At 52.1% G+C, this 17,353-nt stretch carries 16 protein-coding genes; 12 read left to right on the top strand and 4 right to left on the bottom strand.

Annotation, left to right across the window (positions count from 1 at the left end; genetic code table 11):
* Positions 1 to 43: 43 nt before the first annotated feature.
* Positions 44 to 1,285, bottom strand: a complete 1,242-nt coding sequence (locus DW350_RS14045; protein ID WP_115719537.1) for a dicarboxylate/amino acid:cation symporter — start codon at positions 1,283 to 1,285, stop codon at positions 44 to 46.
* Between the two features lie 241 nt (positions 1,286 to 1,526).
* Between DW350_RS14045 and gshA the strand changes: the two genes are divergently transcribed.
* Entirely contained in the window at positions 1,527 to 3,083 is a 1,557-nt protein-coding gene (gshA, locus tag DW350_RS14040) for a glutamate--cysteine ligase (protein WP_115720646.1), read from the top strand.
* A 30-nt stretch (positions 3,084 to 3,113) separates the two neighbouring features.
* Here the strand turns inward: gshA and DW350_RS14035 are convergent, their stop codons facing one another.
* Complete coding sequence (locus tag DW350_RS14035) at positions 3,114 to 4,238, bottom strand: trans-sulfuration enzyme family protein (RefSeq protein ID WP_115719536.1); 1,125 nt, start codon at positions 4,236 to 4,238, stop codon at positions 3,114 to 3,116.
* Positions 4,239 to 4,568: 330 nt separating this feature from the next.
* On the opposite strand from DW350_RS14035, the gene DW350_RS14030 reads away from it, so the two are divergent.
* Complete coding sequence (locus DW350_RS14030) at positions 4,569 to 5,168, top strand: transglycosylase SLT domain-containing protein (protein ID WP_115719535.1); 600 nt, start codon at positions 4,569 to 4,571, stop codon at positions 5,166 to 5,168.
* Positions 5,169 to 5,202: 34 nt separating this feature from the next.
* Here the strand turns inward: DW350_RS14030 and DW350_RS14025 are convergent, their stop codons facing one another.
* Positions 5,203 to 6,474 (bottom strand): HlyC/CorC family transporter, encoded by a 1,272-nt coding sequence (locus tag DW350_RS14025; protein WP_115719534.1) that lies wholly within the window; start codon positions 6,472 to 6,474, stop codon positions 5,203 to 5,205.
* Positions 6,475 to 6,535: 61 nt separating this feature from the next.
* Positions 6,536 to 7,291, bottom strand: coding sequence for a cytochrome C assembly family protein (locus tag DW350_RS14020; RefSeq protein WP_192954687.1), 756 nt, complete (start codon positions 7,289 to 7,291; stop codon positions 6,536 to 6,538).
* Between the two features lie 178 nt (positions 7,292 to 7,469).
* On the opposite strand from DW350_RS14020, the gene ffh reads away from it, so the two are divergent.
* The 10 genes from ffh (at position 7,470) to DW350_RS13970 (ending at position 17,344) form a co-directional block, all read left to right on the top strand.
* Positions 7,470 to 8,837, top strand: a complete 1,368-nt coding sequence (gene ffh, locus DW350_RS14015) for a signal recognition particle protein (RefSeq protein ID WP_115719532.1) — start codon at positions 7,470 to 7,472, stop codon at positions 8,835 to 8,837.
* A 154-nt stretch (positions 8,838 to 8,991) separates the two neighbouring features.
* A complete protein-coding gene (rpsP, locus tag DW350_RS14010; protein ID WP_115720645.1) occupies positions 8,992 to 9,234 on the top strand; it encodes a 30S ribosomal protein S16 in 243 nt (80 codons plus the stop codon).
* Positions 9,235 to 9,271: 37 nt separating this feature from the next.
* Positions 9,272 to 9,790 carry a ribosome maturation factor RimM gene (rimM, locus tag DW350_RS14005; RefSeq protein ID WP_115719531.1) on the top strand — a complete coding sequence of 173 codons (519 nt, stop codon included), beginning with the start codon at positions 9,272 to 9,274 and terminating at the stop codon, positions 9,788 to 9,790.
* Positions 9,790 to 10,536, top strand: coding sequence for a tRNA (guanosine(37)-N1)-methyltransferase TrmD (gene trmD / locus DW350_RS14000; protein WP_115719530.1), 747 nt, complete (start codon positions 9,790 to 9,792; stop codon positions 10,534 to 10,536). Before rimM ends, trmD begins: the two co-directional genes overlap by 1 nt.
* Before the next feature lie 30 nt (positions 10,537 to 10,566).
* Complete coding sequence (gene rplS, locus DW350_RS13995) at positions 10,567 to 10,920, top strand: 50S ribosomal protein L19 (RefSeq protein WP_115719529.1); 354 nt, start codon at positions 10,567 to 10,569, stop codon at positions 10,918 to 10,920.
* A 123-nt stretch (positions 10,921 to 11,043) separates the two neighbouring features.
* Entirely contained in the window at positions 11,044 to 12,360 is a 1,317-nt protein-coding gene (locus tag DW350_RS13990) for an alpha/beta hydrolase family protein (RefSeq protein ID WP_115719528.1), read from the top strand.
* Positions 12,361 to 12,623: 263 nt separating this feature from the next.
* Positions 12,624 to 14,048: a Na+/H+ antiporter NhaC gene (nhaC, locus tag DW350_RS13985; RefSeq protein WP_115719527.1), complete on the top strand. Its 1,425-nt coding sequence runs from the start codon at positions 12,624 to 12,626 to the stop codon at positions 14,046 to 14,048.
* A gap of 257 nt (positions 14,049 to 14,305) precedes the next feature.
* Positions 14,306 to 14,956, top strand: coding sequence for a GntR family transcriptional regulator (locus DW350_RS13980; protein ID WP_115719526.1), 651 nt, complete (start codon positions 14,306 to 14,308; stop codon positions 14,954 to 14,956).
* Between the two features lie 130 nt (positions 14,957 to 15,086).
* Positions 15,087 to 16,322, top strand: a complete 1,236-nt coding sequence (locus DW350_RS13975) for an NAD(P)/FAD-dependent oxidoreductase (protein ID WP_115719525.1) — start codon at positions 15,087 to 15,089, stop codon at positions 16,320 to 16,322.
* A gap of 125 nt (positions 16,323 to 16,447) precedes the next feature.
* Entirely contained in the window at positions 16,448 to 17,344 is an 897-nt protein-coding gene (locus DW350_RS13970) for a dihydrodipicolinate synthase family protein (RefSeq protein WP_115719524.1), read from the top strand.
* The last annotated feature ends 9 nt before the right edge of the window (positions 17,345 to 17,353 follow it).

Here is a 17,353-nt window from a genome sequence, read left to right as displayed (position 1 = left end):
CTAAGCCAGAGGCTTAGCGCCTTATTGACTCTATGAATGCAGTTTAGGCGCTTTGGGCGTTTTCGGGCAGCGCTTGGGTGCGGGCCATATCAACTTGCTGTTCGCTCTTACCCACCACCAGGGCCACCATCATGTCGCCGGTGACGTTGGTGGCAGTGCGGATCATATCGAGAATTCGGTCGATAGCAGCAATAAAGGCAATGCCTTCTAACGGCAGGCCAACGGCGTTCAGGGTAACGGTAAGCATAACCATGGCGGTACCGGGTACGCCAGCGGTGCCCACAGACGCCAGGGTCGCGGTGAGGGCAATCATCAGGTACTGGGTCCAGTCCAGCGGAATGCCGTATATGTGGGCAATAAAAATCGCGCTTATCGCCGGGTAGATACCGCCGCAGCCATCCATGTTAATGGTGGCCCCCAGTGGCAGCACAAAGCTGCTGTATTTGGGGGTAACATGCAGGTTTTCTGTCACCACTTTAGTGGACATCGGCAAGGTGCCATAGCTTGATGAGGTGGTAAAGGCGACCATCTGCGCCGGGAAAATGGCTTTGAAAAAACGGATGGGGCTAAAGCCGGCCAGTTTTACCAAGCCGCCGTAGACCACAACAATGTGAATAAGGCAGGCAATGTAAATAGCTGCCACAAATTTGGCTAAAGGCAGCAGTGCCGATAAGCCATAGGCGCCAACCACCCAAGACATCAGGCCAAATACCCCAATGGGGGTCAGCTGGATAACAAAGCGGGTGATTTGGAACATCACCTCACTGCCTGCTTGGGCAAACTTTTTAACCGGCTCGGCTTTTTCACCCACCACATTGATAGCAATACCGACCAAAGCGGCAAAGACAATGAGTTGTAGAATGTTGCCATCAGCCATGGCTTTAACGGGGTTGGCGGGCAGAAAATCGAGGAAAACCTGGCTAACAGACGGAATATGCTTGGGGGTGAAGTCGCCGGGTATCAGCTGCTTGCCAAAATCCCAATTAAAAAGGCTACCAATCACCATGCCCAAAACCGAGGCAATGAGGGCGGTAAACAAAAACAGGCCAATGGTTTTAAGGCCTAAACGTTTTAGGTTGTCGCCACCGCCCATGGCTGTTACCGAACTGACAATGGCAAATAAAATAAGCGGTACCACCAGCATTTTAATCAGGCGAATAAAGGCATCGCCCAAGGGCTTTAAGTAATCGGCTTTATCACCGAGTAATACCCCTGCCAAAATCCCTAAAACAAAACCGGCCAGCACTTTTTGCCAAAGTGCAAAGCGATTCCAAAACGCAAACATGATGTTACCCACCCCTAATGTCAAAAGAGCGATAGTAGGGAGTTCGCCGCGCTTGGGCCAATTCAGATACGATCTAAGCTAAGAACAAATTGTTAAATACAGGTAAGGGCAGTGATCGTAATCACAAAAGCTTTTGCATCAGGACCGCTAGAGGCATTACGCTTAGCCACTTGGTAATGGCCTGCCGGGGTTAAACACCAAGGTTTTTTCTTGCGACCCGGCATAAATGGGAAGGTTTTCTTTGCTGAACCAGTTGCAACGCCGCCTCGATGCATTGGCGGCCCAGGATGCATTGCCCCTGTTATTTGCGCCAAAGCGTGGTGTAGAACGTGAAGCGCTGCGCATTGAGCCACAAGGCACTATGGCGCTGACGCCACATCCCAAGGCGTTAGGTGCGAGCCTGACCAACGAATTTATCACCACCGATTTTGCTGAGAACTTGATGGAGTTCATCACGCCGGTGACGGATTCAGTTGATGAGTTAATGGCATCGCTTACCGATATTCATGTTTATACCTTCAAGCACCTTGGGCAAGAGCGCCTGTGGCCCTTGTCGATGCCTTGCTATATCAAGGACCCAAAACAAATTCCCCTGGCTGACTTTGGCCAGTCCAACATTGGCCGCATGAAGCGGGTTTACCGGGAAGGCTTGAAGAATCGCTATGGGCCGGTGATGCAGTTAATTGCCGGTGTCCATTACAACTTCTCCTTGCCAGAGGGTTTTTGGCAGCACTGGCCAGATGGTGACCAATCGTCAGCTTATATGGGCCTGCTGCGCAATTACCGGCGTTTGGTGTGGGTGTTGCCTTATTTGTTTGGCGCCTCGCCTGCTCTTTGTGGCTCCTTTTTATGTGGCCAAAAGCATCACTTGGCATTTGAAAAAAGCGCGTCAGGCAGTTTGTATATGCCTTATGCCACCTCGTTGCGGCTATCCGATCTTGGTTATACCAGCTCCGCGCAAGCGGGCCTGCGCATCGATCACAACAGCATCGAAGGTTATATTCGCGATCTTCGCCAAGTCATCGCTCAGCCCAGTGAAGAATTTGCCAAGATAGGCGTTAAGGTTGACGGTGAATATCGCCAGCTCAACAGCAACTTGCTGCAAATTGAAAACGAACTCTACGCCCCCATTCGTCCCAAACGGGTAACCGAGCGCGGCGAAAAACCCACAGAAGCCCTGGCTCGTGGCGGCGTGCAATATATTGAAGTGCGGGCACTAGACGTGGACCCCTTTAGCCCAACCGGCGTTGATATTAACACCGTGCGCTTTATGGACATTTTCTTGCTGGGTTGCCTGTTGTTAGATGCCGAGCCCCTTGATAACACGCAGTGGAATGAGAACCTGAAAAACTTCCAGGCCACGGTGCTTGAAGGGCGCAAACCCGGGCTGATGCTGACCCAAAAGGGCCAAGCCATTTCCATGGATGACTGGTTTGCTGAACTGATGCCGGTTTGGCAGCGTATTGCCGAAGGCTTAGATGCGCAGCAAGGCGGCCATGGCTATCAAAATAGCCTTAAAGAGCAGCAAGCTAAAATTGCCGACCCAACCCTAACGCCGTCAGCGCGGATCTTGGTGGCACTGAAATCCCATACCAGCGGTAAGCTTGGGGTTACCCTGGCCGAGGCGCACCGAGAAGCGCTATTGGGCCGCGCTTATGAACGCTGGAGCGAAGCATTCTTTGACGCAGAGACCGAGCGTTCTTTAAAGGCGCAAGCGGAACTTGAAGCCAGCGACAGCGAAAGCTTTGATGATTTCCTGGCCGATTACTTTAGCGACCTCTCTCAAGGTGTAGCCTGATAAAAAAGCCCCGCAACTGCGGGGCTTTTTTTAGGCAAGCGCTTGGGCTAAGTCCTCTTTTAAATCTTCAACATCCTCGATACCAACCGACAATCTCACCAGGCTGTCGGTAATGCCAAGTGCCAAGCGTTCTTTAACCGGGAAAGACCCGTGGCTCATTTGCGCGGAGATGTTCAGCATGCTTTCTACGGCGCCCAAGCTGTCGGCTAACACAAAGTAGCGGCAGCGTTTGGCCATTTCCTCAGCCTTTTCCTGGCTTGCTAGTTCAATAGAAATTACCCCGCCATAGCCTGAGCACTGCTTTTCGTGAACGGCTTTATCCGCCGTTTCGGCAAAGCCCGGGTAATAGATCTTTTTCACAGCCGGATGTGCTTGCAGCCAGTCGGCCAATACCCGGGTATTGGCTTCAATGGCTTCCATGCGCAGCCCAAGGGTGCGTATGCCGCGAATCAGCAAAAAGCTATCCTGTGGGCCCAACACAGCGCCAATGGTGTTTTGTAGCTGCTTGACGCGTTTTCCGTAGATATCGTCACGGGTAACCACTAAACCGGCCATCAAGTCGGAGTGGCCGCCCAGGTACTTGGTCGCACTGTGGATCACGATATCGGCGCCATGGGCTAGCGGGTTTTGCCAGTAGGGCGTGGCAAAGGTGTTATCCGCCACCAGCGGAATTTGATGGGCCTTGGCAATTTCTGCCATGGCGGCAATGTCGGTAATTTTTAGCAGCGGGTTGGACGGGGTTTCGACATAAAGCATCTTGGTTTTGGGGCTTACCGCTTGACGCACGGCCTCAACATTGGATGCATCAACGAACCGTATCGCCACGTTCATCTGGCTCAGCACTTGTTCGATAACCCTGAAGGTGCCGCCGTAGATGTCAGCGCAAACCACCAGTTCATCACCGCTTTTGAGCATCATCATTACGGTGGTAATTGCTGCCATACCGGTAGCAAAGGCAAAGCCGCGGTCGCCACCTTCAAGATGCGCAATTAACTCTTCGAGATTTTGGCGGGTAGGATTGCCACCGCGGCTATAGCGAAACTCGCTTTCGTTGCCGATGTGGGTAAAGGAACTGCTTTGATAAATAGGGGGACTAATAGAACCCATGGGATCGTTGATATGCTGTCCATGGATTAGGGCGGTTTTCTTGCGCATCCTGACCTCGGTAGTGCTTGGGATGCTAACAGCATACAGATAAAAAAAGAGGAGGCCAGAGGCCTCCTTACAGGGAAGATGTCATGAAAAAGAAAGTTTGCTGCTTTCAGGTATTCAGAGTGGCGCCTTAAGGATTAGTTCCCGGATGTTGTTGGAAAGGTTTTTTCGTTCAGTTTGACGCCAGGATAAAAAAAAAGGGAGGCTATTAAAGCCTCCCATCAGGGATATGACATGAAAAGTTTTGCTGCTTGCATTAGGTTAGAGGTCCCTGCCTTGTGAAAGTTCGCCAGCGTTAGCACTTTTTCACAATAAAATTGGAAGACGTTGTAAATGAAGATAATTCTTTTGCTGTTGCCGCTGCTTTTTATGACAGGTTGCGCCACGGCACCGCCAAAGAACCCCAATAACCTGTGTTCCATCTTTAGGGAAAAAGACGATTGGTACGATGCCGCCATGGACGTAAAGGCCAAATGGGGTGTGCCACCGCATGTGCTTTTTGCCATTCTCTACCAGGAATCGAGCTTTCGTTACGACGCCTTACCGCCGCGTGATTATCTGCTGGGGTTTATTCCCTGGGGCAGGGTATCCAGTGCCTACGGTTATGCCCAGGCCAAAGATGACACCTGGGAAGACTACATGCGTGAAACCGACAACTGGGGCGCTGACCGCGACGATTTTGACGACGCCCTCGATTTTATGGGCTGGTATATCTACAAATCCCATCAGCTTACCGGTTTATCCAAGTGGGACGCTTACGGCCAATACCTGGCTTACCACGAAGGCTGGGGCGGTTATATTAAGAAAACCTACAATAAAAAGCCGTGGCTGAAGAAGGTGGCCCGCAAAGTTGAGCACCGCGCCAAGCTTTTTGCCAAGCAATACTGGGGCTGTAAAGACGACCTTAAAAAAGGCTTCTGGGATTGGTTTTAGTGACCATAAAAAAGGCCGCAATTGCGGCCTTTTCTTAACTGGCTTTTTTAAACTGCGGCAGGATACGGGCCGTTTTTACCATGTTGTCCTTCACATCGACTATCTCCATCGGGTAGCCGGCAAGGCGCACAGAAATATTGGCCTCTGGTATCTCTTCTAAGTACTCAAGAATGAGTCCGTTCAGGGTTTTGGGCCCATCGGTGGGAAAATCCCAGTTCATCTCTTTATTGAGTTCACGAAGGGAAATACCACCTTCAACTAAGTAAGAGCCATCTGGCTGCGGCACAATTTCGTCATGTACCGACGGTGCTTGGTCGGTGGTGAAATCGCCAACAATCTCTTCAAGAATATCTTCTAAGGTCACCAAACCTTGAATATCACCGTATTCGTCAACCACTAGGCCAACACGCTCTTTGTTGCGTTGGAACTTTAAGAGTTGCACGTTTAGCGGGGTGCCTTCGGGAATAAAATAAATTTCCCGTACCGCCCGCAGCAGCGCTGATTTAGTGAACTGGTTTTTCGACAATAAGCGCAGCGCGTCGCGGGCATGCACAAAGCCGACGGCATCATCAATGTTGTCTCTAAACAGCAATAACCGGGTGTGCTGGGCATGGGTGAGCTGCTTGACGATATCGTTCCAATCATCATTGATATCAATGCCCTTGATGTCTGAGCGCGGCGTCATAACATCTTCAACCTGCACCTTTTCAAGGTCCAGTATCGACACCAGCATGTCGCGGTGACGCCTTGGGATCATGGCACTGGCTTCGGCCACAACGGTACGCAGCTCTTCACTCGATAAGCTGTCGCCAGTCATGGAATGTGGGCGAATGCGCAGCAGCGCCAGCATGCCGTTGGATATGGCGTTGACTATCCACACCAGCGGATAGAACACCCGCAGCAGCACTTTCAAAATAATAGAAACAGGAAAGGCCACTTTTTCAGGATAAAGGGCGGCCAGCGTTTTCGGCGTCACTTCGGCAAATAACAACACGGCCAGGGTCAAAGCAATGGTGGCCAGCAAAATGCCCAGGCCGCCTAGCCAGCGTTCACCCAAAATGGTGGCAATGGCTGAGGCACCAATATTAACCAGGTTATTACCGATGAGGATAAGGCCAATCAGGCGATCGGGGCGTTCCAGCATTTCGCTGGCGCGTTCGGCGCTTTTATGTCCTTCCTTGGTGAGATGGCGCAACCGATAACGGTTTAGCGACATCATGGCGGTCTCTGAGCTTGAGAAAAAAGCTGAGATCAAGATGAATACCACTAGTGTAATAACTAAGGTACCCGTCGATATGTCGTCCAAAAGGGGGTGTCCTTTCTAAATTCAGGAACACCCATTTTACTACGCGAAGGGGGGCTTGTGATCAAGACCGCAGTATGACTTCCTGTACAAATCGACTGCCAAAGTACGCCAGTGTTAACAAAAATGCCCCGGCAAGGCAGGCCCAAACGGCACCTTTGCCTCGCCAACCATGGCGATAATGGGCATAAAGTGTTCCGGCATAAACCAGCCAAGCCATGATAGACAGCACGGTTTTATGGGCTGTGGCCTTGGCAAACATCGATTCGAGAAACACAAAACCGGATGCCAGTGCCAAGCTAAGTACTGTTAGCCCCACTAACAGCAGCTGGAAAAATTGCCTCTCTACCGTCATCAGTGGTGGCAAAAACGCAGGCAGCCCGGATAAACGACGTTTTTTCAGCTGGCGGCGAATAAAGGCCATTTCCAGAGCATAAAGGGCGGCAATCACCATAATGGCGTAGGCAATCAAGCTCAGGGTGATGTGCACCACCACCTCGGGCTCGGTGCGTAAATGCAGCATCCATTTAACGGGTATTAACCAAGCGGCCAGCACCACCATCGAAGCAAAACCGTGAACGATGGGCATCAGCTGCAATACCGGCAGCCGCACCGCGGCCGAGGTCATCATCACCACCACCACCCAACTGGACATGGAAGCAACGTTAATCACCCCTAAGTTTTCGCCATTGCCGGTGGTGATAAGCACCATCAGGCTAGCCAGGTGAGCACCGGCGGCGGCAAAGCCCAACGACACCGTTTGTACCCGGTTGGGGCCGTCGTGGGCGAACAGGCGGCTGGCCGCTAAAACAGCGGACAACCCATAAAGAACTGCTGCGAGAAGTGAAAATATCGAGGTCAACATGGCCTGGTATGGTTCCTTTTTATTAGTGCCATTCTAAGGGACGACTTTTGTAAAAGTGAATAGCGGTGTTTCGGAACGCCCCCCGGTTTGGGGTATACTGCCCATCAATAGTGAATTCTGAGACCCCAGATCGATGTTTGAGAATCTTTCCGACAGGTTAACACGCACCCTGAAAACCATCAGCGGCCGCGGCCGCCTGACCGAAGACAACATCAAAGATACCTTGCGCGAAGTGCGTATGGCACTGCTGGAAGCCGATGTCGCCTTGCCAGTGGTACGCGACTTTGTGGCCAGGGTCAAAGAAAGGGCCTTAGGGGCGGAGGTGACCAAGTCGCTTACCCCCGGCCAGGTCTTTATCAAAATCGTACAAAGTGAGCTGGAAACCGCCATGGGCGAGGCCAATGAAGGCCTTAACCTTGCCGCCCAGCCACCTGCCGTTATTTTAATGGCCGGCCTGCAAGGTGCTGGTAAAACCACCTCGGTGGCTAAACTGGCGCGTTTTCTAAAAGATCGCCACAAGAAAAAAGTGATGGTGGTTAGTGCTGACGTTTATCGCCCCGCGGCGATTAAACAGCTGGAAACCCTGGCCGGTGAAGTGGGTGTTAGCTTCCATCCTTCCGATGTTTCCCAAGATCCGGTCGCCATTGCCAAGAGCGCCATCGACGCCGCCAAAAAAGGCTTTTTCGATGTCTTGCTGCTAGATACCGCCGGTCGCCTGCACGTTGATGGCGAAATGATGGAAGAGATCCAGCGCCTGCATAAAGCGGTTAACCCGGTTGAAACCCTGTTTGTGGTTGACGCCATGACCGGTCAGGATGCTGCCAATACCGCCAAAGCCTTCCACGAAGCGCTGCCGCTGACCGGGGTGATTTTAACCAAGGTCGACGGTGACGCCCGCGGCGGGGCCGCATTGTCTATTCGTACCATCACCGGCAAGCCCATCAAGTTTTTGGGGATGGGCGAAAAAGTGGATGCCCTTGAGCCTTTCCACCCTGACCGTATTGCCTCGCGTATTCTCGGCATGGGCGACGTGTTGTCGCTTATCGAAGAGGTGGAACGTAAGGTTGACAAGGATAAAGCCAGCAAATTGGCTGAAAAGGTCAAAAAAGGCAAAGGTTTTGACTTGGAAGACTTCCGCGAGCAGCTCGAACAGATGAATAACATGGGCGGCATGATGGGGCTGATGAGCAAGATGCCGGGCATGGGCCAGATCTCTGAACAGGTCAAAGGTCAAATGGACGACAAAATGACCAAACGCCTGGGCGCCATTATTAGCTCCATGACCCCGGGCGAGCGCCGTACGCCGGACATTATTAAAGGTTCGCGCAAGCGCCGTATTGCCGCCGGTGCTGGTGTCGAAGTGCATGAAGTGAATAAGCTTTTAAAGCAATTTTCACAGATGCAAAAGATGATGAAAAAGATGTCTGGCAAGGGCGGCATGATGAAGATGATGCGCTCAATGAAAGGCATGATGCCACCGGGCGGCATGCCCAAATTCTAAGCCCCGAAAAAAGGCAGCCAAGGCTGCCTTTTTTATTTGTGGGCCTGCTTTGACGCCATTTCTTGCATTAACTGGCAATCTGAGTAAAATTGCCGGGCTTTACAGCTTGGGCCTCCTCGGGCCCACCATTCACTTGCATTACCAAGAGGACGGTATGGTTACCATTCGTTTGGCACGTGGCGGCGCTAAAAAGCGTCCGTTCTATCAAGTTGTCGTTGCTGACAGCCGCTTCTCCCGCGACGGGCGTTTTATCGAGCGCGTTGGCTTCTTCAACCCTATCGCTCGTGGCCAGGAAGAGAAACTGCGTCTGGACGTGGATCGCATCAATCACTGGGTTTCCCAGGGTGCTTCCATGACCGATCGCGTTGCTCAACTGGTTAAGAGCAACAAGGCTTAATAAGCCTTTGTTTTTTGGATAAGAGGTAAGGCTTTTCATGGAAAAGATCACTGTTGGCAAACTCGGCGCCCCGTACGGCATCCGCGGTTGGGTCAAAGTGAATTCCTTCACCGACGATCCTGAAGGCATTTTTTCCTACCAGCCCTGGCTTTTGGGCCGTGATGGGAACTGGCAGGAAACCGGCATCGTCAAATGGCGACGCCACAACAAGGGCCTCGTTGTGCTCTTGGACCAAATTAGCGATCGCAACGGCGCTGAGCTGTTAAACGGCATGGACATCGCTGTTCCTGCCGACAAACTGCCAGAGCTGGCTGAGGGCGATTATTACTGGCGCGACCTGGAAGGGCTCCGCGTGGTGAACACTCAAGGCTATGATTTAGGCTTGGTTGATCACCTGCTGGAGACCGGCTCCAACGATGTGCTGGTGGTAAAAGCCAATAGCCGCGACAGTTTTGGTCAACGTGAACGATTGATCCCCTTCGTCATGGATCAGTTCATTAAAAAGGTCGACACCACTGATGGTGTCATCGAAGTGGACTGGGATCCTAGCTTCTAATGAAGCTAGCGATTGTTACCCTGTTCCCTGACATGTTTCGGGCTTTGACCGAGCATGGCGTTATGGGACGGGCCATCGACAAAGGTTTATTGCAGCTTGAGTGTATAAATCCTCGTGATTTTACCTCTGACAAGCATCGCACCGTGGACGACCGGCCTTATGGCGGCGGCCCCGGTATGCTGATGAAGGTTGAACCGCTGCAAGCCGCCATTGCTGCCGCTAAGCGTGCAGCAGGCAAACAGGCTAAGGTGGTCTATCTTTCTCCGCAAGGTCGAAAGTTAGATCAACAAGGCGTCCGAAGCCTGGCCCAAACATCGAGTTTGGTCCTGGTGTGTGGCCGCTACGAAGGCATTGACGAGCGGGTGATAACCGCCTTGGTAGACGAAGAATGGTCTATCGGCGATTACGTCCTCTCGGGCGGGGAACTCCCCGCGATGGTATTGATTGACGCAGTGGCTCGGCTAGTGCCGGGAGTATTGGGTCATGAGTTGTCAGCTGAGGAAGACTCCTTCGCGACGGGGCTTTTAGATTGCCCCCATTACACGCGACCGGAAGTTCTCGACGGGCAGCAGGTACCGGATGTGCTTTTAAGCGGTGACCACGAAGCCATCCGCCGTTGGCGTTTAAAAGCGTCATTGGGGCGGACCTGGCAGCGGCGTTCGGATTTGCTGGACAACCTAGCTCTGACTGACGAGCAAGAAAAACTTCTTGCTGAATTTATCCGCGAACAAGCGGATCACAGTTAAGTCTCAGTTACACCTAGGGAATTTTAAATTATGAGCAACATCATTAAGCAACTTGAAGACGAACAACTCAAGCAGGACGTACCGGCTTTCGCCCCGGGTGACACCCTGGTTGTTTCCGTCCGTGTAAAAGAAGGCGATAAAGAGCGTCTGCAGGCCTTCGAAGGCGTGGTTATTGCCATCCGTAACCGCGGTCTGCACTCCTCCTTCACCGTTCGTAAGATCTCTAACGGCGAAGGCGTAGAGCGCGTATTCCAGACCCACAGCCCTCTGGTCGCCAAGATTGAGGTTAAGCGTCGTGGTGATGTACGTCGTGCCAAGCTGTACTACCTGCGTAGCCGCACCGGTAAAGCTGCACGTATCCGCGAGAAGCTGACCACCAAGTAATGGTCGCTGTATAAAGCTAAAAGCCCCGCCTAGTGCGGGGCTTTTTGTATTCCGAGATTGGCTCATTTGCGGCCTCGACGGCACTGAGGTAGGCTGAGCCTTGGATGTGGCTAGGAATTTTTCATGAAAAACAAAGGATTGGCCTTTCTTTTCGGGTGCCTGCTCAGCATCAGTTTTACTGCTGCTGGTTCTTGTCAGCAAACCATCAACCAATCGCTAACCGCTTTTGCCAACGGCGATTTTCAAAACGCGCGCCAGCATTTTACTTGGGTGCTTGGTAAAAAATACACCACCGATGCCTTGAGCCAGGTACACCGCCAGCTTGGCCGCTTTAAAGCCAAAGGCCATAGCCGCTGGCTGGTTATCAATCAGCAGCATTATCTGCTTACTTCCATGCTGTTTAGCAGCGGCCCTAAAACGGCGATCGGTCGCTGTGACCCCAGTGGCGCCATTAGCTATTTTGAGTGGGGCCCTTGGTCCGATGCGCGTAGCCGCATTGCCAAAGCCAAGGTGCAAAAGCTCAGCAGTGGCGTGAGTTTGGTGCCAGATATTTTGCGTTCACGCTGGGGGCCATTACCTGCGGTTTGGACCTTTCCTCAAGGCAACGGGCCTTTTGCAGCAGTATTGCTGGTGGCCGGGGCCGGCGCTCAGGATATGGACGGCAGAGAAGGTGCCAATCAACCTTTAAAGCAACTTGCTATCGCCTTAGCCAAAAAGGGGATTGCCAGTTTTCGCTATGACAAAGCCATTCGTGCTTACCCAACACCAGCTATTTTGGACAAACAGCTCACTGTGGATGACGACGAAACCGATGATGCGCTCAGTGCCCTTAGTCTAATGGCTAAAAATCGTCAGCTGAACCCGCAGCGGATTTTTCTGCTTGGCCATAGCCTTGGCGCTATGCTGGCACCACGCATAGCCAAGCGCAGTCAGGTCGATTTAAAAGGGGTCATTATGATGGCGGCGCCGTCCTTAACCTTACTGGACAATGCCAAGCTGCAAACCGCCTATCTCGATAAGCTCAACGCTCTTAACGCAGTTGCGGCAAAGCAGCACCAAATCGAGCTGGAACAAGAACAACAGTTGTTAGCCAACCATAAGCCGGGTACCGCCATTGATGGCGATTTTATTGGCATGCCGCAAAGCTGGTTTTTGAGTCTGCATCAATATGCACAAGTTAAAGTGGCTCAGTCTCTTACGCTGCCGTTGTTGCTGTTGCAGGGCGCCCAAGACTTTCAAGTGCCAGCGGCTCAGAACTGGCCAATATGGCAAGCAGCACTCAACGATAAAACCAATGCCACCTTGATTGAATATCCCGCTCTTAGTCACCTTTTCATGCCAGCAGGCAAAGCGCCTTCGCCCAAGGACTACCAAAAAGCGGCTGTTATTCCAGCCAAGGTAACTGATGATATGAATGCCTGGATAAAGGCGCACTCCTAAACCCCAGCCCCGTTTAAGGCGGGGTTTTTTATTTTCTCGTTGCCAACAAGCCTGGCTTTTAAGGTCCGACTTTCTGCTTTTCTTATGACGAATGTCACTATCCGTGGCAGGTCCTTTGGTTGTCCTAAAAACTCAAATCGTATACGGTATTTTTTATTCGTTGCTTGCCTGGGCTCTGTTATTAGCCAGCACCACCTTGGTTAAAGTGGCTGCTACAGAGCGCAATATGCATTTTTGATAACAATAAGGCATCAGGATTTGTCATGAGAACACAGCCGTTACACCGTCTCCCGAGTACCTTTGAAATTGTGCTGCTTGCGGCCGCCATTGTCGGGGTGATTTTTCTGGTTGTGCAGGAAATGGAGCTGCCCATTCAGCTGTCACTGCTGGGGTGCTGGTTCGTGGTGATGGCCTTTGGCAAGTATCTGAAGGTCAGTTATGCGCAGATGCAAGAAGGTTTGGTGCATGGCATTAACCAGGGGATGGATGCCATCTTAGTGCTTATTGCCGTTGGCGCGCTGATTGGTAGCTGGATGGCAAGTGGCGTGGTGCCCAATATTATCTACCTTGGCTTGTCGGTGATGAGCCCAAGCATCTTTTTGTTAGCCGCCTTCTTTATATGCATGATCACGTCGTTAGCCACCGGCACCTCTTTTGGTACTGCCGGTACGGCTGGTGTCGCGATGATGGGCATTGGCGCCGGCTTTGGCTTTCCCATGCCACTGGTGGCAGGGGCGGTTATCAGCGGCGCTTACGTCGGGGATAAATTATCGCCTTTGTCTGACACCACAGTGATGACGGCGTCTTTATGTAAGGTGGGGCTGATTGACCACGTAAAATCGATGTTTTATGTGGCGGTGCCGGCCATCAGTTTAACGGCGCTGCTGTTTTTCTTGGTTGGGTTTAGCCATGGCCACCAGGGCAGTATCAGCCGCGCTACCGATGTTATGCAAGCCCTGGCAGGACAATACACCATGGCGTGGTATATGTTGCTGCCCGCCTTGGCCGTCATTGTGTTGCTCGTGATGAAGTTTCCGTCGGTACCGGTTATTTTCTTCGGCGCTTTTCTCGGGGTGGCCTGGGCCTATTTCTTTGGCCATATGCCGATCATCGCCGCCATCAAAAGCCTTTATGAAGGTAACCATGTTGAGTCCAAGCTCGCCTTTCTAAATGTGCTGCTAAACCGCGGCGGTATTGTATCGATGCTGGACGTGATCCTGCTGGTCATGCTGGCACTCGGTCTGGGTGGGTTAATGGAAGCCACCGGTGTGTTGAACACTGTTTCAAATGGCCTGCAGCGCTGGGCCACCACGCAAGGGCGCTTGGGGCTTTCAACCGTTTTCGCCGGCTTTCTAGGTAACTTTTTGGGTGGCGCGGCTTATGTATCGCTTATTACCGCGACCACTATCACCGCTAAAAACTACGACAAACTGGGAGTAGACCGGCGGGTGCTGTCGCGTAATACCGAAGCGGGGGGCACTGTTACCACACCAATGGTGCCGTGGACCGATGGCGGTGTCTTTATGGCAACTACCTTAGGGGTTGCCACCACCACTTATCTGCCTTACCTCTGGTACCACTTTATTGGCCTTACCATCACCATTTTCTACTGCTACACCAACACCTTTTGTTTCAGTAAAAAAAAGACTCGTGAGACGACACCGGCCAGTGCTGTTGAAGTCGAGTAAGCCAAAAAGCCAGGTTATCTAACCTGGCTTTTTTTATTGCGCCACCATTTTTTGCGATAAGGACTGACTAAGGAAAAAACCGTGCTTGGGCGGGCAGGGTGCTGGCTGGGCCGTTATACAGTATGCAGTTAGGTAGGTATATAGTATAATGTTTGCCTTAGTGAGTTATTTATGCCGCACCTTGATAAGCCTATCTATTTGTCCAAGCCCAGCACCCACGCTATGCAGGAACACACTTTAGGCATCGGAGCCAATTTATGTCATCTATAGTGGTCAAGACTTTGTCTGAACAGGCATATGAGATCTTGCGTGAACGGATCTTGTCTAATGACATGCTGCCGTCCAAGCCGATCAGACAAGATGCGCTTTCCAAAGGCCTTGGGGTCAGTAAGATCCCGCTGCGTGAAGCTCTGACCCGCCTCGAACACGACGGACTGTTGATCTCGCACCCTAACCGGGGTTTTTTGGTTCGTCCTTTAACGGTCGATGAAGCTGAAGATGTGTTTCACCTTCGCCTAACGGTAGAGCCAGAAGCGGCAGCCGAAGCCTGTAAGCTGGCTGATGACGAGCAGCGCGCTTACGCCGAGAAGGTGTTTTTGAAACTGCGTGAGCTGTCTGACGAATGCTCCCCTGACGCTGTAACCATCAACCGCGCCTTTCACTTAGCACTGACCGCCCCGGCCAACCGCAGTGTGACGCAAAACGTGCTGGAAAAACTGCACTTGTTGTCTGAGCGTTATGTGCGCAAACACCTTGAGCCACCTAATCGTGAAGAGAGCGCCTTTTACGAGCATCAACAGATCTTTGATGCTTGGATGGCAAGGGATGCCAAATTGGTGAAAAAGCTCATTAAAGATCATACCAAGGGCACGCTAGACGACTTACGTCAGCAATTGCCGAACGAATAAAGCAAAAGCCAACCTGCCGGTTGGCTTTTTTTATGACGGTTTTGTCCCGTTCCTGGATGGGCGTAATTGTCTATTTCGTATTTCATATATAGTATACGAATTTATATTTCAGGTGTGATGGGGTGAGCGAGTGCCCAGTGTTGCAATTATTGGTGGCGGTATTGTTGGCCGCTGCTGCGGTTATTTTCTTCAGCGTCAGGGCATGGATGTCACGGTGCTGGATAACGACCCCGAACTAAACGCCGCTTCGTGGAATAACGCCGGCCATATCGCCACCGAGCAAGTGACGCCGCTGGCGTCCTTTGCGGCCATTAAGTCAGCCCCTAAACGTTTATTTCGTGTTGGCGGTGCCCTGGATTTCGATTTCTCCACACCGGGGATCGGCGGTTGGATCTGGCGCTATCTTAAAGCCTCAACCCCGGGAAATTTTGCCAAGGGTAAGGCGGCGTTAACTGAGCTGGTCATTGACGCCGCGACGCACTGGCAAGCCTTGGCAGCAGAGCTTAACAGCGCGCAGCCGCAGTATCAGCAACAAGGCCATTGGGTGCTTTGGGAAAGCCCTAAAAGCAGCGAAAAAAGCCGGGCGGCATGGCAAGGCGCCGATATCGGTAAGGCCACTTTTACTGACCTTGAGGCAAGCCAGTTAAGCCATATTGAGCAGCAACTGAGTGAACCCATGCACGCGGGTATCGCCTTTTCTGGTACCGGCCAAATCATCCGCCATAAAACCTTGGCTGCCGAGCTTAAAGCCGCCTTTATTGCCGCCGGAGGCCGCTGGCGAGAATTGGCGGTGGGCAAACTGCGCTTACGTGAGGGCAGGGCGGTTATCGATGGTTTTGAAAGTTTTGACCAAATTTTAGTCTGCGGTGGCGCCGCTTCTGCCAAAGTGCTGGCCGACATTCACCCCGGGGTGCCACTGCTGGCCGAACGGGGTTATCACATCGAAGCCGACTGGGATCCTGCCCGCTGGCCAGCGGAATTGCCGCCAGTGGTGTTTGAAGACCGCTCTCTTATTGTCACCCGTTTCGAGAACCGGCTTCGTGCCTGCAGCTTTGTTGAGCTGTCATCCCTTGACGCTAAACCCGACCCGCGTAAATGGCAGCAGTTATTGCGCCACAGCGCTGAGCTTGGCCTGCCGCTAACCGACAACATCAGCCAATGGCATGGCGCCCGCCCCACCTTACCCGACTACCTGCCAGCGATGGGGCAAAGCGATAAAGCCAATAACCTTTACTACGCCTTTGGCCACCAACACCTGGGGCTGACCTTGGCACCTGTTACCGGGAAATTAATGGCGCAACTGATGGGTGACAAAAAATTGTCGCAATCGTTAACGGCTTTTTCGCTGTCCCGATTTGGCTGCTAAGCCACGCCATCTGTGGCCTAGCTCTAGTTTTTGATGGTTAAGAAAAGTTTCATCTTGTTTGGTTTTGGTATACGATATAATGTATATCTAGATGTGAAGATCACGAATATCAGTGAGGGAAAAGAATGAGTATGCAATGGTCCGGTGTATTTCCTGCAGCAACAACGCAGTTTGATGAAAGCCTTGCGATTGATTTTGATGCCACCCAACAGGGTTTTACCAATCTGTTGAACGACGGTGTCGACGGTTTGGTTATTATTGGTACCTGTGGTGAGAACAACTCACTGGAGCCAGAAGAAAAACGCAAAGTTGTGGCCGCCGCTGTTGAAGCCAAAGGCGACAAACCCGTTATTGCCGGTGTCTCAGAATTTACCACCGAGCGCGCCATTGCCTTTGCTAAAGACGCAGAAAAAGCCGGCGCTGATGCGCTGATGCTGCTGCCGGCCATGGTTTATGTGCCCACCGAAGACGAGCTTATCGCTCACTTTAAGGCCGTTGCTGCCGAAACCAACCTGCCTATCATGCTGTACAACAACCCCACCTCTTACCGGGTCAATGTCAGCATCGATTCCTTGGCCAAGTTGGTTGAGGTAGACAACATTGTTGCCATTAAAGAAAGTGCTTCCGATACCCGTCGTTACACTGACTTGCTCAATGCCTATGGCGACCGTTTCCACGTGTTGGCCGGTCTTGATGACGTTGCCCTTGAAGGCATGATGCTGGGTGCCTGTGCCTGGGTATCTGGCCTGACTTCCGCCTTCCCGCAAGAATCGGTTGAACTGATTCGTGCCTTTAAAGCCGGTGATATGGCCCGTGCCCTTGAGATCTATCGCTGGTTCATGCCGTTGCTGCACCTGGATGCTGGCCACGACTTGGTACAAGCCATTAAATTGTCAGAGCAAATCATGGGTCGTGGTAGCGAACGTGTACGTATGCCGCGCCTGCCACTGGCTGGCAAACGCCGCGAAGACGTTATTGCCATGGTTGAAAAAGCTGCTGCTACCCGTCCTACCAAAGGGTAATTGTTGCCA

This window comes from Gallaecimonas mangrovi (assembly GCF_003367375.1).
In the GTDB taxonomy this organism is placed as follows: Bacteria; Pseudomonadota; Gammaproteobacteria; order Enterobacterales; family Gallaecimonadaceae; genus Gallaecimonas; species Gallaecimonas mangrovi.
The sequence above is the reverse complement of the archived record's forward strand: the minus strand, read 5'-3'. Positions and strand labels throughout refer to the sequence as shown.